Genomic DNA, 20663 nt, shown 5'->3' with positions numbered 1-20663 from the left:
AAAATAAAATGCCAAATATTACCGCTGAACAAATGCGTTTTTGGAGTCCTGATGTACGTGAATTAGAGCCGTACACACCGGGTGAACAGCCTAAAATCCAAAATATTTTAAAACTCAATACCAATGAAAACCCGTATCCGCCATCGCCAAAAGTGGTGGAAGCAGTTCAAAAAGTGTTGGCAAATTCTGCTGACGTTTTACGTTTATATCCAGATCCAGATGCGTCTGAGTTAAAGCAAGCGATTGCAAAACAGCAGCATGTACCTGTTGAGCAGGTCTTTGTCGGCAATGGCTCGGACGAAGTTCTGGCGCACATTTTTAAAGCCTTTTTTGTGCAAGAGCTGCCGGTTTTGTATCCAGATATTACCTACAGTTTTTATCCGGTATATAGCCAATTTTTTGGTATAGCTGCCAATACTAAAATTATGCCCCTGAACGATGACTTTGAAATTGTGGTGGATGACTATAAACAACCTAATGGTGGCATCATTATTACCAATCCGAATGCGCCTACGAGTATTGCTTTAGGTTTGTCTGCAATTGAGGAAGTGTTGCAAGCCAATCCGAATTCAGTGGTTGTGATTGATGAGGCGTATGTCGATTTCGGTGCGGAATCTGCTGTGGCTTTGGTTGCGAAATATGAAAACCTTGTGGTTTGTCAAACGACGTCTAAGTCGCGTTCACTTGCCGGTTTGCGCGTTGGTTTCGCGATTGCGCAGCCGCATTTAATCGCAGCGCTTGAAGCGGTAAAAAACAGCTTTAACTCTTATCCGATGGATCGTTTTGCGATTGCAGCAGCCGTGGCGTCATTTGAGGATCAAGCGTATTTTGAAGTGCAAAATGCCAAGGTGATTGCGAGCCGTGAAAAGCTTGTAGAGCAGCTGTCTGAGCTGGGCTTTAAGGTATTGCCGTCTGCGGCAAACTTTATTTTTGCATCATTGCCTAATAAAGATGCAAGTGAGTTGGCTGCTGATTTGCGCGAACGCGGAATTATCGTGCGTTATTTTAATAAGCCGCGGATTAATCAATTCCTTCGTATCACCATTGGTACAGATGAACAAAATCAGCGCCTTGTAGATACTTTGAAAAACGATATTTTGGCTTAATCTTTGCAATCTCCGCGAAATGTAAATCTAGCCTAATCTTCCTTTTTTAAAAGGAAGTTGGGATAGATAGATCAAAAAAGCGATTCAATAGAATCGCTTTTTTGTTATTCAGGTTTATGCCAGGTATTTAACAAATCCAGCATGGCTTCGACTTTATCAAAGCATTCTTGATATTCAGCATCGCAATCTGACGCGATGGTGATTCCGCCGCCTGCCCACAGCGAAACCTGATCTTGGTATTTTTGAATAGAGCGGATTAAAATATTCCAAGAGCCTGTACCATCGTGATTAAAATAACCCATCGAGCCGCAATAGGCGCCGCGCGGGGAGCCTTCAAGTTCTTCAATGATTTGCATCGCACGAATTTTAGGCGCGCCGGTAATCGAACCGCCCGGCAGTGCCGACATCAGAACCTCAAAAGGATTTACATTTGTTTTCAGCACGGCTTCAACTTCACTGACCATGTGATGCACTTGATTAAAACTTTCAATATCAAAAAGTTTAGGTGTTTTTACAGAACCTGTTTCTGCATAAACACTCAAATCATTACGCAGTAAATCGACAATCATGACATTCTCAGCCATGTCTTTTTCAGATGATTTTAACCGTTGTTTTGACTGCTCATCTAACACTGGATCTTCATAGCGAGGCATCGTGCCCTTGATTGGCTTAGTAATAATCTTGCGTTCAGGCTTAAAATCTATAAAAAGTTCAGGCGAACAACTTAAAATTTCAAAATCATCAATACGTAAGTAGCCTGAATATGGTGCATCAGTCAGTGACCAAAATTCTTGAGCAGTATCTAAGAGTGAACCTTTAGCTTGAGCTGTGAATTCTTGGGTTAAATTAATTTGATAGCAATCGCCCGCTGTAATATATTCCTGAACTTGATCAAAGGCTTTTGTGTAGTCTGACTTGGACCATCTTGCAGTACATTTTTGTCTTAATTTAAATTGATTCTGAGCGATCTTGGTTTGAATTAGGTGATCAATGTAGTCGTAAATCTTAGCTGCAGAATGATCAGAACTATAAAAATACCAACCATCATTTTCTAGTCTTAAGTAACTAGAAAATTGCCCCAAAAACAAGCGAGGTTGCGCTTTGGCATGGAGGGAAATCTGTTGCTGCGCTGCATAATCATAACTAATAAAACCAGACCAGCCCCCAGAAAACCCACTGCCTAATTTTGAACATAAATCTTGGAAGGCGATATCTGGCAAGGGTTGAGTATCACATTCCTCATATTGATCTAAATTGGTACGGACATAAGTTTTAAGTTCATCATTCTTAAATTGCTGATATTGATTTGCCAAAAAGCAAATAACAGGTTGGTTTTGATCTTCTAAAAAAATCACATGTGACAAGGGTGCAAGCGCTTGCAAAATATTTTGAGCACTAACATTTTGTTTGAGAATAAATTTTTTAAAAGAAATCGGTTTTTGCATCAACAGAGAAATTAAATTTAAAGACTAAAATGAATTTTATACCATTCCTAATTCATTTGGCTTGCAAATACCGTTTATCGGTAAGAATTAGATTGCGACCAACGACAGTTGAACAAATTTCAGCTTGGATATAATTTAATCGAGCGAGCAAACGACTCAAGGAAAGGTTTAACAGTTGTCACAAAATAATATTACAGCTGAATAAATCGAGTGGTTGAAAATCAAAAAAAATAAATACTCTTGGGAGAGTACCGTATGAAAAATTTCACTAAATTAGCTCTAGTTTCTTCAATCGCATTTAGTGCGAATGCTATGGCTATGCAAGCAATGGACGATGCTGCACTTAGTTCAACCACTGGTCAAGATGGTATTAACATCGGGATTGGTATTTCAAAAGTTGCAATCGAGAAACTTTACATTCACGATAATGACGGTTTAGCAACTGATGCAAAAAACGTTGTGACAGGTACAAAAGTTACTTTTGATACAACTACAACTCCTCCTACGCCAACAGGTTTTGCTGCAAATGCAGAAGTTTCTTCAACAAATATTGTTGGTGGTACAGGTGTAGCAGGTGCTCTTTTAATTAAGGGGAACGGGGTAGCCGGTGATGCTAATGAAAAGCATGGTCTTGTAATTACTGCGAATTCACAAGCTTTGTTAGCAAGTCATAATTTGGCTGATTTACGTATTGACTCAGATGCTGGTAATTCTGCAAAAGGTGGAGCATTTGTTAATATTGCAGCACAAGTTTCGGGCTTAGATATTAAAATTGGTGAAATTGGTGTGACTGCATCAGGTACGGCTGGTACAACAGGTATTCGTCGTGGTGGTGATGATAGCAACTACAATGCAATTCTTTCTGGTTTAACTTTGAAAACAGGTCAGATGGCTGCAAATATTCAACTTGGTGCAGCTCCACAGGGTGCAATGATCAAATTGAATACAACTATGATTGGTGGTTTAGAGATTCAAAATCTAGGTATTCTGGATGCATCAACTAAAAACGCTACACGTGCTGCTGGTGAAATCTTTATTGAAAGCATAAAAGTTGCTGATGCGGGTAAAACAGACTTAACCATTAACCAAGATATTAGTGTTTATGGTGCAGAAGGAGCATCAAAAGGATATATTCAAATGGTGAGCAACTCTGGTCCAATTGATAACTATGTGAAAGGTGTTCATTTAGGTAGTCGTACTGCTGGTTCAATTGGTGATATCGAAGTTCAAGGCTTGCAAACATATTATAGCCCTAGTTTAGGTGTTTATAATCCAGGTTCTGTGATTACGATTTCTAGTAAGTAATTTAGAATAAAATAAGGCGCGTGTTGATCACGCGCTTTTTTTTACAAAAAAGTGCGGAATGACCCAACAAAGCATAAAAAAATGCTGTTTTTTTATAAAAAAAAAGGTATCTTGCATAATACATGGATGTAGAGCATTAGCTCTAAAAAATAATGAAAAAAGGCACATCATTGCCGATAACTAAAAGTTAGAAGATATGTTAGAGATAGCTGTAGGCTCGGCATTGATGTATTACTTTGCCAAAGAGTCCTTCGATTTAAAAGAAAAGCCAGTCGGAACAGTTCACTATACCGAAACATTGGATTCACGAAATGATTCCTTTACTCGGATGCACCGTGAATCTGTAAAAATTAAACCTGCCATAGAAGATCAATTTCGAGGCATCGTTCGGCAAGCCTACGACTACAGTTGTGGTTCGGCGGCCTTAACTACTTTATTAAATGGTTATGTAGGTACACAGCTGACTGAGCAACAGACCATGAATGGTTTGCTGAAATTTGGTGAAACTGAAAAAATTATCGAACGTCGAAGTTTCTCCTTATTAGACATGAAACGTTTTGTCGCTGCTGTCGGGCTAGAAAGTGGGGGCTACAAAGGGGAGTTTTCAGATCTAGTTAAGCAAGGCCAACCTGCGATTGTTCCCATTTCATATGCTGGTTTTAAACATTTTGTGGTGTTTAAAGCCTATAAAGATGGGCGTGTTTATGTTGCAGATCCAGCACTGGGCAATATCAGTTTCGATGAAGTTCGATTCCAAGAAATATGGGAAAACAACACATTATTTTTAATCAATGTTGCGCCTGAGCAACGTAAAAATTTATTGGCTTTGCAAGATTCAGACTTGCGACATGTTGAAGATGCAACCGTGAACCGTTATGCATTGGTTGATATTCAATATCCGCAGTTTTACATGGAAAAAATTGCAGACAAGGCATCTACGATACGACTTGATAAAAATATGAATGAAGAGTCGGAATCATATGGTAAATCGAATTACAACTTTCTAAGGCTTTACTATAAGAGTAAATAATTAGATGAATGCGTATAACAAAGCGTCAGGATTAAAAAAATAAAAACGGTGGGAAGGAACATGAATCGTAAATGGATGAACAAAACACTACTAGCCATGAGTATTCAGGTGGTGATGGGGGTTGCCTATGCAGCTGAAGAGCCAAGCCTTGGAGAATATGATCCGGTTGAACAAGAGACAGCAGTAGAAGAATCTGTATCTCCTACTGCTGTAACCCAGGCTGATACTGTACAAGAAGCTGCTGCCGAGCCAGAAATTGGACAGTATGAATCTGTTGAAGAGCCAGTACAAGCTGAGGTACCACCAGTAGAAAGTGCGACTGCCACTGAAAAGGCATCGACAGCACTTCAACAGCAAGAGGGTGATGCGAGTCAAGAAGCTAACTTACAGGAAGTATTTAGCTCGAATGAACGTCAGTATTCATTGATTAAAAAAGGTGAAATATCATCTTTTTACGATATCGATTATACCTATTACCGTGATACTCAACTTGATATGGAAATGGCACAAGGCCAACTTTATCAACTCCGTGTACAAGAGAATGCCACACACTCAATGACCAATACATTTACCGTGCAATACGGTGTAATGGACAATTTGACATTCTCGGCGTCTGTGCCTTTAGTGGCGAAAACTGATTTATTAAAAGATACTTCAACTGCAGGTTTAGGGGATATTTCTTTAGGCGCACGCTGGGAACCATTCCCACTGAAGCAAGGTCGTTTGCCTCTTATTTTATTTGGTAATTTGTCCACGAAAACTGGTGATAGTCCATACGAAATTAATGCTGTAAATGATCTAGCAACAGGTAAAGGTTACTATTCTGCAGGTATCGGTGCCAGCACACGCAAATATATTGATCCCGTTGTGTTGTTTGCATCCGTCTCGGCAAACTATGGTTTCAAAGAAACTGACTTAAACCAACGTCGTGGTTCGCGAGTCATTGAAGAGTTTGAACCGGGGATTAGTGGCGGTTTTGCATTCGGTTTTGCATACTCGTTTAACTACGATGTTTCCCTTACTATGTCATATCAACAAAGTTTCAATACCGGCGCAGAATTTACGTATAGCAGTGGCGAATCCTATTCACCTGCAGACCAAACCAGTTCAACTCTAGCGATTTCTTTAGGTGTACGTGTATCTCCAGAGACCATTGTGAATGGTACGGTGGGGTTAGGTTTAACTGAAGATGCACCAGATGTGTCATTAGGGTTGTCTTTCCCGTTGGATATTCTAGGTTTTGGAAAAAAACTTCGTTAAGAGGGCTGTCGTATGCGTAAAATTCGACTCAGCCCACTTGTTAGTGCGATCGTTTTAACGGGCTGTTCTAGTGCTGCTTTTGCACAATTGGGTACCAACCTTTCAGTTGATGTACGGTCACTTGCATTAGGTAATGCAGTAACTGCGGATCCTCCAGGAATTAGTGCAGTACATTTTAACCCTGCAGCATTAACTAAGATTGAAGGTTTGCAAACAGATATGCAGGGCATCATTGCAAACTTTGATATTCAACGTGAATTTACCGTTCCTGCGGGTTATAACGTTTTTGGTTATTCAGATGATCCATTAGTCTGTAATGATGGTCCTGAAGTGACGGCTGATATTTGTACGGACTTTAAAGATAAGGTTTCTGGTGATGTTGAATATGCATCCTTATATGTACCTGTCTTAAAAAAGATGGTGGATTTTGGTGCTGGACAACCCATTGCCGCGCCAACGATGGGGATTGCCTACAATCCACCGGGTTCTAAAGCAACATTCGCATCAGCTGTTTATGCACCTTTGATTGCGGGTTTTGGTGCTGAAAATGGTAACCCAGGTAATTTCATGGGGCAACAAGTTGCTCTAGAGCGTATTACTTATCTATCGCCAACAGTAGGCTATCAAGTCAGTGATGAGCTATCGATTGGTGGTGGTGTGGGGATGTCCTATCAAGCCATTGGATTGAAATCTGACCTGCGATTTCCCAATGAATTGATCGGCATGTTAAGGATGATTGATGAAGTCGTCTGTACACCATTTAAGGAAAATTCGGACATTATTACCGACATCTTGCTATTGGGGATGTGTAATACCGAAGAAGGGATGAATCCATTTGGCAAATTTGGTCAGATGGAATTGGCTTTAGAGCAGTCACTGAGCCCAAGTTACAACTTAGGGGTTTTGTGGGAGCCACGCGAAGATTTTAGTTTTGGTATGGTGTACCAAAGTGCAGCGAAAATGCGCATGAAAGGTCGTTATCGCATACAAAATGCGAAAGCACCTCAGGAGATGATTAAGGGATTAATGTCATCACCAACAGGTCAAATTTTAGCTGCAATTTTAGGTTTCCCAAATGCTGTGCCAAACTCGGAGTCGGGTTTGGTTTCGATGGATTTTGAATATCCACAGCATGTACAGGCGGGGATCAAATATAAGGTTATGCCTGATTTACAAATCAATTTTGATGTGGGCTGGACCGATTATCGTGCTTGGGACAAATTCCGTTTTGAATTCGACCGTCAAATTTCAGCGCTGAAAATTGCAAAATTATTATCTGAAAATGTGACTGATAATTCTTTGGCCTTACCTTTGAAATTTACATCGCCTTGGAACTGGGGTATTGGTATTGAATATTCTGCAACAGATCGTTTGAAATTACGTGCAGGCTATGAACCAAGGAGTACCTCTATTCCTGATGGTAAGCGAAATACCATGGTCCCGATTAATGGTGCGCAGCTCTTTGGTATGGGGATTGGATATCGTTTTGATGCAGATACGGATTTAGATTTATCAATCGGCTTTTTACGCAGTAAAGATAACATTCCAGCGAATACTAGTAGTCTTGCAAACTTAACCGGTGTGAATAATTTACTTTTAAACCCATATGCTGGACTGAATGTAAAAACCGATACGAAAATCACTATCCTAGGATTAAATTACAGAACTCGTTGGTAGGATAAGCAAACAGAATGAAAAGGATTTTATTCATGAAAACGTTACTTGCACTGTCTGTGGTGCAAGTGTCGTATGCCAACGCTGGAGCGTTTCATACCATTATTGGGCCAGATGGGCGCCCAATGGTGGTACAAGTGCAAGAAAAACCAGCAAAGAAACCTAAAGAAAGTCCAACTGCTAAAACGATAGACTCTCAACCTGTACAACAAATTACTCAACCATCTGTAAGCATTAGTCCGTCTCAAACCAAGACACCGATGACACGTCAAACGAGTCCAACAGCACAGACTGTTGAATCACTGAAGTCTCAACGTTTAAGTGTACGTGAGCCGGAAAAACGGGATGAAATTAAAGCTGTCACAGTAGATAAAATTAAAAACGTCTCAGGTGATAAAGTTCCCAAATCTGAAAAGTCAGTACAAGCGTCAGATACTTCAGCAAAAGTCTTACCTTCAACAACATGGACAGAGAAGTTACAGCAATCAGAGCTAACCCAACCTAGTGCTCCGTATCAGGCCAAAGTTCAGGCTGAAAAAGATAAACCTATCGTCGAAAAAAAGATCCTTGCTGAGAAAGTTGTTAGCACTGATAAAGCCGTACAATCTTCAGGTGAAAACTTAGAAAATCATCCTTCAAAACAATCGGCTAAGGCAAAACAAGAGCAAGGCTTTTCGACCATGGCTGGTGAAAAGTATGTCAATAATGAATATCTTGAAGATAAAGAGTTTAACTTAGAAGGCAAAAAGCGCTTTTACACCATGCCCGAAGGCGTTATTGACAGCAAGATGGGGCAAACGCGGATGCAAACCATTGAACGTGAAAAAGGTGTCAGTCGCTCCGTCATTGATAATTTATTTAAACGCAATCAACCCGAAGATACAGGGCCGATCACTTTGGCCACATCGTATTATCGAGTCTCACAAGCTGACACCATTCAAGGTTTAGGTCAGCAATGTTTTTCGAATAAAAAAATGAAGAAAGCCAAAGAGCTCGACTTGGCTCAAGATATTAATTTATGGCCTCGAGCACCATTGTCGGACGAATTTGACTACGAAGTCGTAAAACTAAAATCACCATTACAAAATATTCGTATACATTCATTTGCATCCAAAGTACAAAATCCTACATTTTATTGGCCATTTGCGGTATTTTTAGACAAAAATGGATGTGTCATGGAAGGCGCAGGTGGATTCAAAAATAACCAAGGTGAAGCGGATCATCTTTACCATGAAAAAATAGAAGGCGTGATTCAAGTGCCTAAAGGTAGCCAGTATTTATTCTTAACGCCTTTAGCAACAGCAATAGACGTCGATGGCCGCGTATTAACCAATCAAGGCCAACTTAAATTAACAGCAATCCGTTAAGGACATAAGAAAGAGAATTAGGATGAAAAATAAAATTTTATTACCGTTTGCTTTAACGGCATTGGTTGCAGCGCTCAGTGGCTGTGGCGGTGAAAGTGCAAATGTGAATCCTGAAATTTATGATACCAGTACGACTAATGGTACTTGTAAAAGTAATACCGAAGGCTGTGTCGAGTTTGTTTTAGATTATCCAATTGAAGGTCTGAATTTTAATTGTTCGAGCGACGTTAAAAATACCTATATTACCTTGTTTGATCTAAAAGAAGGTGTTTCGACAGGTGCTTGTAAGATTGGCGATACGGTAACTTTCTTTGTCCAAGGTGAAAAATCACGTCGAATTGATTTGGGTAAAGTGGATTTGAAGCAAATTTCAAATGTAGCCAGTGGCACGACACCCCCACGTTTGACCTTATTGGATTTGGCTGCCGGCATCGCGGGTAAACCTGCTGCAACGATTTCAAATAGCGACGCAACGGTTAAAGTGGCCATGCGTTTAGCCAAAATCATTCAAGCCTTGGCATTGAAAAATAATAGCGCAGTTACAGCTACAGACATCCAAGCGGTTTATATCAACAATGCAGATAAAGTTTTGATTGATCAAATCACTCGAAATGTCGCGACAGCAGATTTCAGTATCAGTTCAGATACGGAATTTAATGACCTGTTTACACCTTGGCTAGACCTGTCCGAAGTCAGCAATGAAAATGCATTTACCTTAGTTTCAAAACTCATGAATATCTCAACGGCTGCGGTATATCAGCCTGAGTTTGCGTTATTTTCAACTGATGGCGTGATTACCAATGCCAGTGGTTCAAATGGACTGGTGGGCTGTGATAAAAATGAATGTTTGCCGACCGATAGTTCAAAAGTCAATTTATTTGGTCATTTCATGTTAATGACGGACCGCCAAGGTATGACCTTTGGTAGTGGTTTACAGTGGAAGGGCAAAGTTGATCAACAGTTGAGTACCATTGGTGGCGTGAATGTCTTACTCTTGACGCAGGTACGACCAACACGTTTAACAGCAACGCCACAGGATAATTGGATTGATCCACTTACCAAGCAAATTGATAAACCTGGCATACTGGGTTTCCGTTTTGATGCAGAAGAAGCCAACTCTGGTCCGCTGATTATTAAACAAGGCACGCTACTTGCCGACAAAATGGTGGTCGGTACGGGTGGAAGTTTATATAAAACGTTAATGGCTAAAAAAGATGATTATGTTCTGACGGCCGATGATAAGAAAAAATTAGGCCTGTGGGAGCAAAACATTAACCAAGTGCAATTTAAAGGCACGATGGATTTATACAAGCTCTATCCGCTGTCGTATTTAGACAAAAAAGTCTTTAAGTCTGTTGAAAATGTTGCTGCTGGACAAAATTATATCTTCCCGTTGTATGCAGATTTAACCTTTAAATTTACCGATACTTCGATTAAAACAGTGAAATTGGGTGTGGTGATTGACCGTAATGGTGATATTCGCACAAATATAAAATCTGGCGTGCCAGACGATGTATTTACTCGTCAAGATAGTCAAATTGTCGACTTGTCTACACACGCGACGGAAGGCTGTAGCGGAAAAGATGTGCTTGACCCACTATTAATGAAAGATGACAAAGGTGTACAGCAATATCGTATCGGAACGACAACCCGTACCTTTACACCAGAAGGAAATATCAATCCAAATACCATTTCGATTCGTATGATTTTAGCTGACCCATATTTCCATACGCTTGATGGCGCGCTGATTGGAATGAACTCAAGTGTGAAAACATCTGCGGATACCACAATGGTTGTGGGCGGTGCTTTAGTGCAGTTACACAATATGATTAACGCCAATGCAGGCACGCGTCCATCTGGCGTTGCTTTGACGGATTCGGATAATAAAGTGGTGAAGTGGGGGAATAGTTTGGCCAGCTTTAGTTATATTTATAGCTTAAAAAATCCAAATGATACTGCTGCGGCTCAAACGGCGAAGTTAAGCGGTGGTGATATCTCTTTAGAGTTGGCCCCTTGTTACACCATCAAGGCAAAATAATCGTCAAATATGAGTAAAATAAAAAAGCCCATCAGTGATGGGCTTTTTTAATATTGAGAGCAGCAAATTAACCAGTGTGATCGAGTCGCGTACCAAGGGTTTCGAGATGCATTTCAAACTGACCTGTTTTGCGGTCAGCAAAATAATGCCGCAGCGTTCTTTCCACACTTGGAAAGGCTAAATCATCCCAAGGAATATCTTCTTCACTAAACAATCGTGATTCAATGGTTTCATCACCCGCACCAAATTCACCATTGATTAGTTCAGATTTGAACAAGGCATAAATTTGCCCAATACGGGGAATGTTATACATGCAATATAGTTGCTCAATGTTGACTTCTGCTTCGGCTTCTTCGCGAGTTTCACGCGCTGCACCTTGCTCCATTGTCTCATAGAGTTCCATATAGCCAGCGGGTAATGTCCATAGCCCATAACGTGGCTCAATCGCACGACGGCAAAGTAAAACTTGATTGTCCCAAACGGCTAAAGCACCACAAATAACTTTAGGATTCACATAATGAATAAACCCACATGCGGTACAAATACGGCGTATCTGATGATCTCCAAGCGGGATCGCTTCTTTTGTTTTTTGTCCGCAGTTTGAGCAAAAGTTCATATTCATCGTCATGGATTGTGTGAACCGTCAGAATAACTTAAAAATAAAACTTTGGCATCATTTCTAACCAGCTTGGCCGAAATTCAGCTATGATGAAAATAAGATAATTATAAGGATGTAATGTGGATGGATGAGGGTTTATTGACTCAGCGATTGCAGCAAAGTTTACGTTTTTCTAAGCGTATTCAACCTGCGCATGCTGCTGTATTGATTGCGATTACCCAAGAAGATAATCCACGTATTTTATTGACCCGCCGCTCGCTCTATATGAATAATCATGCCGGTGAAGTGTCCTTTCCCGGTGGCAAACGTGATGCTCAAGACACCAGTAATATCGTGGTGGCTTTAAGAGAAGCTCAAGAAGAAACCGCTCTAAATCCATTTGATGTGCAGCTTTTGGGTGATTTACCGATGCAAAAAGCACGGAATGGGATGTTGGTTAAACCGATCGTGGGATTGATCCCGCCTGATGTAAACTTGATACCTCAACCCACTGAAATTGACCGTATTTTTTTTGCATCATTAAGACAGCTTTTAGAAACACCGCCAACGCCATATGAAGTTCGTTTTGCCCAGCAATCGCTTTATTTTCCCAGTTTAAGAATCGAAAACGAAATCGTATGGGGCTTGACTGCACGGATGCTGATTTCCTTATTTCAATATGGTCTGAATTATCAAAAAGAATGGCCTTTTTTATTAAATTCTCCTTCATTTCATTTGGGCCGTGAGCCATAAACCTTTATTTAGAAAGTCAAAATAGGATGTTTGATCATGTTGTACAAATTTCAAGGATATAGCCCGAAAGCCACGCATCAACCTTGGGATGGTTGGGTTGCAGAAAATGCAACGGTCATTGGGCAAGTTGAATTAGGCCGAGAAGTGAGTGTCTGGTTCGGAGCCGTCATTCGAGGGGACAACAGTCGTATCAAACTGGGTGATTTTACCAATGTACAAGAAAATGCGGTGTTGCATACCGATGCAGGCATTGAAATGACCATTGGCGATTATGTCACGATTGGGCATCAAGCCATGCTACACGGATGTACCGTAGGTGATAATAGTCTGATTGGAATCAATGCCGTGGTCCTAAATCATGCCGTGATTGGTAAAAATTGCATCATTGGTGCGAATGCTTTAATTCCAGAAGGGAAGGTGATTCCGGATAATTCTGTTGTGATGGGGTCACCGGGTAAAGTTGTTAAGACTTTAGATGAACAAGCCGAAGCACGTCTAAAAATGAGTGCCTTGCACTATGCCGCTCATTTTAAACATTTTACTCAACTCGAAGTCGCTGAACTTTAGAACGCTATATATGGCAAGCAAAAGAGCCTCGACGTTTGTCGAGGCTCTTTTTATAGATTAAATACAGAAAGCGCTGTGTCTGAGGTGGAAAATCTCGCGAACTGCGATGGAGTGGAGTATCATATTCAACGTTTTTTAAGATTAAATTTAATTAAGGTTGCGCATGAAATTACTGGCATTGGAAACTGCCAATGAGCAGTGTTCCGTCTCGATTGTAGATGAAACTCAAGAGCTTTATTTTCAACTCGATTTACGGGCAAAAGCGCAGACGCAAACCATTCTCCCAATGATTGAGCAAGGGCTTAATCAAACTGCTATTGAGTTAGCGGATTTAAATGCAATTGCATTTAGTCGTGGGCCTGGCTCATTTAGTGGTGTTCGTATTAATGCAGCGGTAACACAGGCTTTGGCATGGGCCAATGACGTACCTGTTGTTCCAGTCTCGACTTTACAAGCTTTGGCTCAAGCGGCGCATCGTCTACATGGTTTGACTGAAGTAACGGCGGTTCTTGATGCGCGCATGCAAGAAGTGTATATCGCCAGCTATCAACTCGATGCCAATGGCATTATGCAGGCTGTAGATGAAGAACAACTATTAAGCTACGCAGATGCCACACCACAGATCAAATTTACCATCGTGGGTTCTGGTAGTGAGCTCATTCAATCAGAACAAACACAATACAAAGACTTAAGTGCAACAGCACAAGATATTGCTACTATTGCCCGCGAAGCGGCGCAAAGAAAAGCATGGGTGAGTGCTGAACTTGCATTGCCCGTATATTTACGAGATAACGCCTGGAAGAAAATTTCAGAACAAGGCAAGCCATAATTAGGGTTATATATGGATCTTTTACTGCTGCTCAAAGCGGCAATCATGGGTATTGTTGAAGGTATTACCGAATTTTTACCGATTTCAAGTACAGGGCATTTAATTCTGGCTTCAGAATTAATGAACTTTTGGACCAAAGAAAAAAGTGATGTTTTTGTGATCGCAATTCAAATGGGTGCGATTGCGGCGGTGATTTATGAATACTGGGGCCGCCTGTGGGGCGCAGCAACCGGTATGGTGACTGGTGAAGAAAAAGGTCGCCGTTTAGGTTTTGGCTTAATTCTCGCTTCGATTCCAATCGTGTTGATTGGTTTGACGTTTGGTCAGACGGTGAAAGAGCTACTGTTCAATAACATTGCGATTGCTATGGGGTTGATTATCGGTGGTTTGATCATTATTTGGATCGAAAAAAATCCACCGCAAGTACGTGCCAAAGAAGTAGAAGATTTAACCATTAAAGATGCGATTTGGATTGGTTTAATTCAAGTTTTATCTTTAATTCCAGGGACTTCACGTTCAGGCGCGACCATTATTGGTGCCATGTTCTTGGGTGTTTCTCGTAAAGCAGCTACTGAGTTTTCATTCTTTTTGGGTATTCCGGTTATCGTCGGTGCAGGTTTGCTGGATTTATATCAAAGCTATGATGTATTTCAAGGCACTCAAGATTGGACTGTGATCGCCGTTGGTTTAATCGTTTCATTTGTCTCTGCATTGATTTTAATTCGTGCGCTTGTCGCTTATGTGGCAAAACGTGATTTTATGATTTTTGCGTGGTATCGAATTGTTTCAGGTTTATTGATTTTATTGTTCGCATTTACAGGCTGGAAATTATGGTAAGCGAAATCCGCTTATACACAGAACAAGAGTTTCATGAGAAAGCACAGCAGTATTCTGCTGTGCTTTCTTCACGTGGCGTATCTGTAAATATTGAATTAATTGAAAAATTAAACGCGCGTTTTTTACGTTTAAACCCTGAACTCAGTTTGTGTGTCGATGCAGATGGTTTGTGGTTAGCGGCCAATGGCATGAAGATGCAACCCGATTGGAAAGCAGAAGTGGGGCGTTTAAAGCGAGCATCCTTAAAGTCTGAGATGATTGCACGTGCGTGTAATTTGGCTGAAAAACCACAGCTTGTAGATGCAACCGCAGGGTTAGGGCACGACAGTCTCTTAATGGCACATTTGGGTGCTCATGTGACCCTTGTGGAACGTCATCCAATTTTATTTACCTTATTGGAAGACTCACATCAACGTGCGCAGCAAGATGCATTTTTAAGTTCGGTTGTAGCTCGAATTGAATTGGTCTTTTCAGATTCGGCAGACTTTTTGAAACATTTGTCGACGACCAATCAAATCTTTGATGTGGTTTATCTCGATCCGATGTTTCCGCAGCGAGACCAAAACCAGCAAGCCGTCAAAAAGCAAGCTCAGGTCAAAAAACAAATGCAATTATTGCATTTGCTGTTACCTGAAGATGGCGAAATGGATTTAGGTGATAATTTACTGGATTTAGCACAAAAAATTGCTAAACGTGTTGTGGTTAAACGTCCACGATTGGCGGTTTTTTTAGCGAATCAAGAGCCACAACACCAGTGGCAAGGTGATGCTTGTCGCTTTGATGCATATTTCCAACATGATCTTGTGACTTAAAATGATATTTGCTTCAATATTGTTCAAAGATTTGTTATATAGTTAAAAAATAGCATTGCTAAAAACGACATCAGGCATAAAATTATTTGTGCAATTAAGCGAGCCAAGGCCACCATCAGAACTCTATGATTGATTTCAAACCCTCCATCAATTTTTGGCATGATTTTAAAAGCAACCAAACTGCGGGGATGTGGTTATTTTTGGGGTCTCGTCGTTCTTTACAAATCGTTCGACCATCGATTTTGCAATTGGTGTTTTGGGGGATTTTAGGTGGTTGTGCCAACAGTTTATTTAGTTGGCTCAGCACGGGGCGTATTGGCGAATTTAATGCACAAGGTCTCATTAGCTACGCATTGTGGCCATTTATTGCTTTAATCGTGGGGATTTTCCTGTCACAACGTGTGAATAATCCACGGTTAATGTTGGTCCCAGCATTGCTCTGGTTGGTGCTTGATACGCACATCATGTTGTTTCAATGTTTGATTCAATATATGGGAGATCTCGATTTTCTCCCATACTTCCTATATGACTACATTCCAACGTTATTCATTATTCTATTTGTTTGGCAAAGTCTAGCTGTCGTTTGGGTATTTTCACGTGAACTGAAATGGCCATGGTGGGAGCGAGCACTGATTATGGGTGCGACGCTATTTACTTTGGTCGTGTGGCAAGTCTCAGTCAAAGATCAGCCGATTTGGAAAGTGGAAGAAGTTCCACCAAGCTTTGCTGAAGATGCCTTCTATGCACAAAGCCGTTTGCTCAATAAATCTTTAGACGCAGTGGAATATGGTGAATTTGCCCAATCCCATTGGTACTTCTTAGGGGTGGCTGGTGCGAGTTATCAAGATGTCTTTAAACTGGAAATTGAACGGATTAAAGAACAGTTTGATACACGTTTTGGCACCTATGGACGTTCGGTTGAACTTATCAATAACCCTGCAACACGCACTGAAATTCCGCTGGCATCTAAAACCAGTATGGAGTTGGCGCTGCGTCGTATCGGTCAGCAGATGAACCGAGAAAGTGATGTCTTATTTTTATATATGACCTCACATGGTTTACCAAATGTCTTTGAAATGGAAAATGCACCTTTGGATTTGGCGCAAGTCGATCCTAAATGGTTAAAAGAAGCCTTGGATGCGTCCGGAATTCGTTGGCGTGTGATTGTGATTTCTTCATGTTATTCAGGAAGTTTTATTCCAGCACTACAAAATGATAATACTTTAATCATTACTGCATCGGCAGCAGATCGTCAGTCTTTTGGCTGTTCGAATGAAGCTGAATACACCTATTTTGGCCGTGCGTTCTTTGATCAGGCGATGCGTGAGCAGACCAGTATTCAAGCGGCATTTAATGAAACCAAAGCGACTGTAGCGAAATGGGAAGCAGCGCAAGGTTTCGAACCTTCTGAACCGCAGTGGTCGATGGGGAAAAACATGGCATTAATGTTGCCTCAATTAGAACAACGATTGTTCCCGCCGACGACTACTTCACCGGCTACGACGGTTACGCCTTAAAAGATTAAAAAAGTTTAGGATAAAGATCATGGAATTAGTACAACGAAATACTTGTTTTGCGGGTGAGCAGCGCATTTATCAATTGGATTCTTCAAGTCTAAAAACCCCAACAAAGTTTGGTATTTTTCTGCCAGAAACAGCCTTGCAAGGCCAAGCGTGTCCTGCATTGTTTTATTTGGCGGGATTAACCTGTACTGAAGAAACCTTTGCCATTAAAGCGCATGCTCAGCGTTTAGCTGCGCAGCTTGGCCTGATTTTAATCAGCCCTGATACTTCTCCACGTGGGGAACAGGTGGCGCAAGGCGATCATTGGGATATTGGGCAAGGCGCAGGCTTTTATATTAATGCAACGGAACAACCTTGGGCCGAGCATTATCAAATGGAACGTTTTATCACTGAAGAATTGTATTCGTTGGTACAGGCTGAATTTCCGGTACAAAAGGGTGCGATTGGCATATTCGGACATAGTATGGGCGGTCATGGTGCATTAACTTTAGCGTTGAAGCATCCTGACCTGTTTAAATCGGTTTCTGCTTTTGCACCGATTTGTGCGCCGAGTCAGTGTCCTTGGGGCGAAAAAGCCTTTAGTCAATATCTAGGTTCAGACCGTCAGCAGTGGCTTTCGCATGATGCTACAGCTTTAGTGCAAACTAAAGGGGCTTTGTTTAAAGCCATTTTGATTGACCAAGGCATTGATGATCAATTTTATAGCCAGTTAAATCCGATGTTGTTTCAGCAAGCGTGTGAGCAAGTTGGGCAGCCACTCGAACTGCGTGAACATGTTGGCTATGATCATGGGTATTATTTTATTCAAAGTTTTATGGACGATCATTTGCAATTTCACGCTGTCCAATTGCAAACAGTAGTTCATTAATTTAAAAGCCAGTGGTTAAAAAAATATTGAGGCATAGCTTGCTTTGATATACGTATAAATAAAGCATGGTGATGTGCATTGCCATGCAAATGAATAAATTCGACATACCAAAAAAAATAATTTAGGGTACTTATGCAAAATTCACAAATGGAAACGCCGCTTCCGCCAGAGCTGCCCGTGATGAATCCACCGAGTCTATTTGGTGAGACAGAACAGGCTGATGTTTTGGGACGAAATTATCATTTTAGGTTTAAAGGTAATGCGTCTGAATATTTCGGTATTTGGATTGTGAATATCTTACTGACGATTGTCACGCTTGGACTTTATGCGCCTTGGGCAAAGGTCCGCCGTTTACGGTATTTTTACGGTAATACTTGGGTATTTCAGCGTCGTTTTGACTTTACTGGTTTGCCTACAAAAATTTTAGTTGGACGCATCATTGCGCTAGTGGTCTATGGTGGTTTCTCTTTTGCTGCAAAATATTCTTGGGAAGCTTTCTTAGCGGGCTTTGTCCTGATCTTTTTCGCAGTTCCTTGGCTCATTCGATCTACGATTCGTTTCCGTGCTCGCAACAGTAAGTTTAGTAATAGCCGATTCTTTTTTTCAGGGACGAATAAAAGCGCATATTGGTGCTTTGTTAAATGTCTTGCGGTAGTTGTCTTTACCCTCGGTTTGTTTACACCAGTTGCGGTCTGGCTATATAAACGTGAATGTCTGAATCATTTGTATCTAGGTCAGTTGAAATTTAATCTGAATAATACGTGGGGCGATTATATGCGTGCCATGTATGTGCCTTTATTTCTGTTTATGGGCTTTGGTGCATTGCTGGCAGTAATCTTTGCAATACTGTTTGGTAGTTCAGATGGTTTAAATGACGCATCTTATGTCTTCATTATTTTTGGTATGTATTTGATTGGCTACATGTTTATTTGGCCACTCACAGCTGCACGTATTTTTATTACCACTTGGAATAACACTACTTTGAGCCGCAGTCAGTTTCATACGGACTGTAATCAATGGCGCTATGCATGGATTGTCTTGAGCAATTGGTTGGCTAAAGTGATTAGCCTCGGTTTACTGACACCATGGGCAGTTGTACGACTATATAAATATCAGACTGAATCTTTGCACTTAATGTTGGTCGATGATCCAGACCAATTACAAAATCAAATGCAGCAAGATCACAATGCGATTGCTGAAGAATTATCCGATATTTTTGACCTAGATATTTCCTTATAACGCAGGTGAATTACATGAAAACATCAGTAGTGAATGCAACCTATTATGATGGGAAAGTGTCAAAACCCTTTGTTGCTCAAATCAGCGCAGATGGGGAACATGCTGTGATTGTGCGTTATGGTCAAGACCTAGAACAAACACAGCATTACACCTATCAAGATATGACGCTGATCGGTGCTTTGGGTGATATTCAGCCAGTGATCGAGTTAAAGAACGATGCTCGTTTAGAGTTTCATCAACCCTTGCCAGAGTGGTTTAATCTAGATGTAAAGTCGCGTTGGCATTCGATTTGGAAGTTAGAGCGTTCACCCTCCTTAATCATTTTTAGTGTGATTTTCGTGGTGGCGTTTGCTTTTGTATTGATTAAATGGGGCATACCAGCAGCGTCACATGTGGTGGCCAACCAACTGCCTGAGACCGCTTTAACGAGTTGGGGCGATCAGGCGGAAAAATATATTATCGATATGACTGAACCCACAAAATTGCCACAAGCACGCCAAGACAAACTGAAACAAGAATATCAACAATTGGTGGCTGAAAATCGTCCTGCGAAGTTGTTATTCCGCGGTGGTGGTAGCATCGGTGCAAATGCATTGGCGATACCCAATAACACCATTATCGTGACAGATGAGTTGGTTAAATTAGCGAAAAATGATTATGAGCTCATAGGTGTGCTTGCCCACGAGCAGGGGCATTTAGTTCAACGCCATAGTTTGCAGCAAAGTTTGTCAGGTTTAGGCATCAGTATTATTTTGTTGATGATTACAGGGGATGGCTCAGATATTCTCACCAGTTTACCGGTTGCTGCGGTAGGTGCAAGTTACTCACGAGACTTTGAATCTGAAGCAGATTTATACGCCCTAAAACAACTTTCAAAACATCAAATTCCAACGGCACATTTTGCAAACTTCTTACAACGTATGGAAGATGAAGCTGATGGTGAAACAGCAAAAGAGAAAGGTGCAAAGGATGAAACTGCCAAAGATCAGAGATCTTGGACAGATTTCTTTGAGTCACATCCAGCGACGAAAGCCCGTATTGATGCAGTTAGAAATTATCAATCACATCAGCATTGAGTGAAAGGCTTTGACAATATGGCGACGTAGACTACGGTTCGCGTTGCCATGTTGCACTGAGTTCTTCTTGTCCCATACGGATCAAATGATCTAAAACCACATGTTCCAATTGATCTAGATTTGCACTTGGATCTTGGGCTGAAATTACTACATCTAAAAAAGCAGCTTGTGGTAAAAGATTGACCTCTGCAGAGGGTAGTTGAATCTTGGGTGGTGTTTCAAAAAGTATGCTGAAAAAAAGCAGGTTGGATTTTGATAAAATAGAGAAATGCGAATAACTCTAGAAATCAAGTGTCCAGCCTGCCTAAGTGACAGTATAAAGAAAAATGGCACAAA

General features: G+C 41.0%; 19 protein-coding genes. 16 read left to right on the top strand and 3 right to left on the bottom strand.

Annotation, left to right across the window (positions count from 1 at the left end):
* Window positions 1-8: 8 nt before the first annotated feature.
* A complete protein-coding gene (gene hisC, locus FTU36_RS14655; protein WP_180118400.1) occupies window positions 9-1106 on the top strand; it encodes a histidinol-phosphate transaminase in 1098 nt (365 codons plus the stop codon).
* A 104-nt stretch (window positions 1107-1210) separates the two neighbouring features.
* Here the strand turns inward: hisC and FTU36_RS14650 are convergent, their stop codons facing one another.
* The gene (locus tag FTU36_RS14650) at window positions 1211-2551 is read right to left on the bottom strand and encodes an anthranilate synthase component I family protein (RefSeq protein ID WP_180118398.1); all 1341 of its coding nucleotides are present in this window, start codon (window positions 2549-2551) and stop codon (window positions 1211-1213) included.
* Between the two features lie 255 nt (window positions 2552-2806).
* Here FTU36_RS14650 and FTU36_RS14645 point away from each other — a divergent pair, with 255 nt between their 5' ends.
* The 6 genes from FTU36_RS14645 (at window position 2807) to FTU36_RS14620 (ending at window position 11225) form a co-directional block, all read left to right on the top strand.
* Window positions 2807-3856 carry a DUF6160 family protein gene (locus FTU36_RS14645; RefSeq protein WP_180118396.1) on the top strand — a complete coding sequence of 350 codons (1050 nt, stop codon included), beginning with the start codon at window positions 2807-2809 and terminating at the stop codon, window positions 3854-3856.
* Window positions 3857-4052: 196 nt separating this feature from the next.
* Window positions 4053-4886: a C39 family peptidase gene (locus FTU36_RS14640; protein ID WP_180040850.1), complete on the top strand. Its 834-nt coding sequence runs from the start codon at window positions 4053-4055 to the stop codon at window positions 4884-4886.
* 60 nt (window positions 4887-4946) lie between these two features.
* Entirely contained in the window at window positions 4947-6146 is a 1200-nt protein-coding gene (locus FTU36_RS14635; RefSeq protein ID WP_180055592.1) for a hypothetical protein, read from the top strand.
* A gap of 12 nt (window positions 6147-6158) precedes the next feature.
* Entirely contained in the window at window positions 6159-7823 is a 1665-nt protein-coding gene (locus tag FTU36_RS14630) for an OmpP1/FadL family transporter (protein ID WP_180005461.1), read from the top strand.
* Window positions 7824-7855: 32 nt separating this feature from the next.
* Window positions 7856-9187, top strand: coding sequence for a putative pilus assembly protein FilE (gene filE / locus FTU36_RS14625; protein ID WP_257224873.1), 1332 nt, complete (start codon window positions 7856-7858; stop codon window positions 9185-9187).
* Window positions 9188-9209: 22 nt separating this feature from the next.
* Complete coding sequence (locus FTU36_RS14620) at window positions 9210-11225, top strand: hypothetical protein (protein WP_180118392.1); 2016 nt, start codon at window positions 9210-9212, stop codon at window positions 11223-11225.
* A gap of 67 nt (window positions 11226-11292) precedes the next feature.
* On the opposite strand, the gene FTU36_RS14615 is transcribed toward FTU36_RS14620, so the two are convergent.
* Complete coding sequence (locus tag FTU36_RS14615) at window positions 11293-11841, bottom strand: NUDIX hydrolase (protein WP_078192366.1); 549 nt, start codon at window positions 11839-11841, stop codon at window positions 11293-11295.
* A 126-nt stretch (window positions 11842-11967) separates the two neighbouring features.
* On the opposite strand from FTU36_RS14615, the gene FTU36_RS14610 reads away from it, so the two are divergent.
* From FTU36_RS14610 to FTU36_RS14570, 9 genes are all read left to right on the top strand, one after another.
* Window positions 11968-12576, top strand: coding sequence for a CoA pyrophosphatase (locus FTU36_RS14610; RefSeq protein WP_078192365.1), 609 nt, complete (start codon window positions 11968-11970; stop codon window positions 12574-12576).
* 36 nt (window positions 12577-12612) lie between these two features.
* Window positions 12613-13143: a gamma carbonic anhydrase family protein gene (locus FTU36_RS14605; protein WP_180114627.1), complete on the top strand. Its 531-nt coding sequence runs from the start codon at window positions 12613-12615 to the stop codon at window positions 13141-13143.
* 163 nt (window positions 13144-13306) lie between these two features.
* A complete protein-coding gene (gene tsaB, locus FTU36_RS14600; RefSeq protein WP_180118390.1) occupies window positions 13307-13972 on the top strand; it encodes a tRNA (adenosine(37)-N6)-threonylcarbamoyltransferase complex dimerization subunit type 1 TsaB in 666 nt (221 codons plus the stop codon).
* A 12-nt stretch (window positions 13973-13984) separates the two neighbouring features.
* The gene (locus tag FTU36_RS14595) at window positions 13985-14809 is read left to right on the top strand and encodes an undecaprenyl-diphosphate phosphatase (RefSeq protein WP_078191179.1); all 825 of its coding nucleotides are present in this window, start codon (window positions 13985-13987) and stop codon (window positions 14807-14809) included.
* Complete coding sequence (locus tag FTU36_RS14590; protein WP_218948292.1) at window positions 14803-15621, top strand: class I SAM-dependent methyltransferase; 819 nt, start codon at window positions 14803-14805, stop codon at window positions 15619-15621. Before FTU36_RS14595 ends, FTU36_RS14590 begins: the two co-directional genes overlap by 7 nt.
* Before the next feature lie 125 nt (window positions 15622-15746).
* Window positions 15747-17138, top strand: a complete 1392-nt coding sequence (locus FTU36_RS14585) for a C13 family peptidase (RefSeq protein ID WP_180118388.1) — start codon at window positions 15747-15749, stop codon at window positions 17136-17138.
* Window positions 17139-17166: 28 nt separating this feature from the next.
* Complete coding sequence (gene fghA / locus FTU36_RS14580; RefSeq protein ID WP_180118386.1) at window positions 17167-18012, top strand: S-formylglutathione hydrolase; 846 nt, start codon at window positions 17167-17169, stop codon at window positions 18010-18012.
* 132 nt (window positions 18013-18144) lie between these two features.
* Window positions 18145-19251, top strand: coding sequence for a YjgN family protein (locus FTU36_RS14575; RefSeq protein WP_180109464.1), 1107 nt, complete (start codon window positions 18145-18147; stop codon window positions 19249-19251).
* Between the two features lie 14 nt (window positions 19252-19265).
* Window positions 19266-20327 carry a M48 family metallopeptidase gene (locus FTU36_RS14570; protein ID WP_180118384.1) on the top strand — a complete coding sequence of 354 codons (1062 nt, stop codon included), beginning with the start codon at window positions 19266-19268 and terminating at the stop codon, window positions 20325-20327.
* A gap of 31 nt (window positions 20328-20358) precedes the next feature.
* Here FTU36_RS14570 and FTU36_RS16910 read toward each other — a convergent pair whose 3' ends face one another.
* Window positions 20359-20532, bottom strand: coding sequence for a DUF2218 domain-containing protein (locus FTU36_RS16910; RefSeq protein WP_373686369.1), 174 nt, complete (start codon window positions 20530-20532; stop codon window positions 20359-20361).
* Window positions 20533-20663: the final 131 nt, after the last annotated feature.

Origin of the sequence: Acinetobacter sp. YH12096, assembly GCF_013419215.1 — a bacterium.
In the GTDB taxonomy this organism is placed as follows: Bacteria; Pseudomonadota; Gammaproteobacteria; order Pseudomonadales; family Moraxellaceae; genus Acinetobacter; species Acinetobacter amyesii.
Note: the sequence above shows the minus strand (reverse complement) of the source record. Positions and strands in the feature narration are given on the sequence as shown.

Coding starts and splice junctions, on each gene's coding strand:
- FTU36_RS14615 (WP_078192366.1), bottom strand. CDS start 11,841: ATGAACTTTTGCTCAAACTGCGGACAAAAAACAAAAGAAGCGATCCCG.
- hisC (WP_180118400.1), top strand. CDS start 9: ATGCCAAATATTACCGCTGAACAAATGCGTTTTTGGAGTCCTGATGTA.
- FTU36_RS14635 (WP_180055592.1), top strand. CDS start 4,947: ATGAATCGTAAATGGATGAACAAAACACTACTAGCCATGAGTATTCAG.
- FTU36_RS14650 (WP_180118398.1), bottom strand. CDS start 2,551: ATGCAAAAACCGATTTCTTTTAAAAAATTTATTCTCAAACAAAATGTT.
- FTU36_RS14645 (WP_180118396.1), top strand. CDS start 2,807: ATGAAAAATTTCACTAAATTAGCTCTAGTTTCTTCAATCGCATTTAGT.
- FTU36_RS14620 (WP_180118392.1), top strand. CDS start 9,210: ATGAAAAATAAAATTTTATTACCGTTTGCTTTAACGGCATTGGTTGCA.
- FTU36_RS14605 (WP_180114627.1), top strand. CDS start 12,613: ATGTTGTACAAATTTCAAGGATATAGCCCGAAAGCCACGCATCAACCT.
- FTU36_RS14610 (WP_078192365.1), top strand. CDS start 11,968: ATGGATGAGGGTTTATTGACTCAGCGATTGCAGCAAAGTTTACGTTTT.
- FTU36_RS14575 (WP_180109464.1), top strand. CDS start 18,145: ATGCAAAATTCACAAATGGAAACGCCGCTTCCGCCAGAGCTGCCCGTG.
- FTU36_RS14640 (WP_180040850.1), top strand. CDS start 4,053: ATGTTAGAGATAGCTGTAGGCTCGGCATTGATGTATTACTTTGCCAAA.
- FTU36_RS14570 (WP_180118384.1), top strand. CDS start 19,266: ATGAAAACATCAGTAGTGAATGCAACCTATTATGATGGGAAAGTGTCA.
- filE (WP_257224873.1), top strand. CDS start 7,856: ATGAAAACGTTACTTGCACTGTCTGTGGTGCAAGTGTCGTATGCCAAC.
- FTU36_RS14585 (WP_180118388.1), top strand. CDS start 15,747: ATGATTGATTTCAAACCCTCCATCAATTTTTGGCATGATTTTAAAAGC.
- FTU36_RS14590 (WP_218948292.1), top strand. CDS start 14,803: ATGGTAAGCGAAATCCGCTTATACACAGAACAAGAGTTTCATGAGAAA.
- tsaB (WP_180118390.1), top strand. CDS start 13,307: ATGAAATTACTGGCATTGGAAACTGCCAATGAGCAGTGTTCCGTCTCG.
- FTU36_RS14630 (WP_180005461.1), top strand. CDS start 6,159: ATGCGTAAAATTCGACTCAGCCCACTTGTTAGTGCGATCGTTTTAACG.
- FTU36_RS14595 (WP_078191179.1), top strand. CDS start 13,985: ATGGATCTTTTACTGCTGCTCAAAGCGGCAATCATGGGTATTGTTGAA.
- fghA (WP_180118386.1), top strand. CDS start 17,167: ATGGAATTAGTACAACGAAATACTTGTTTTGCGGGTGAGCAGCGCATT.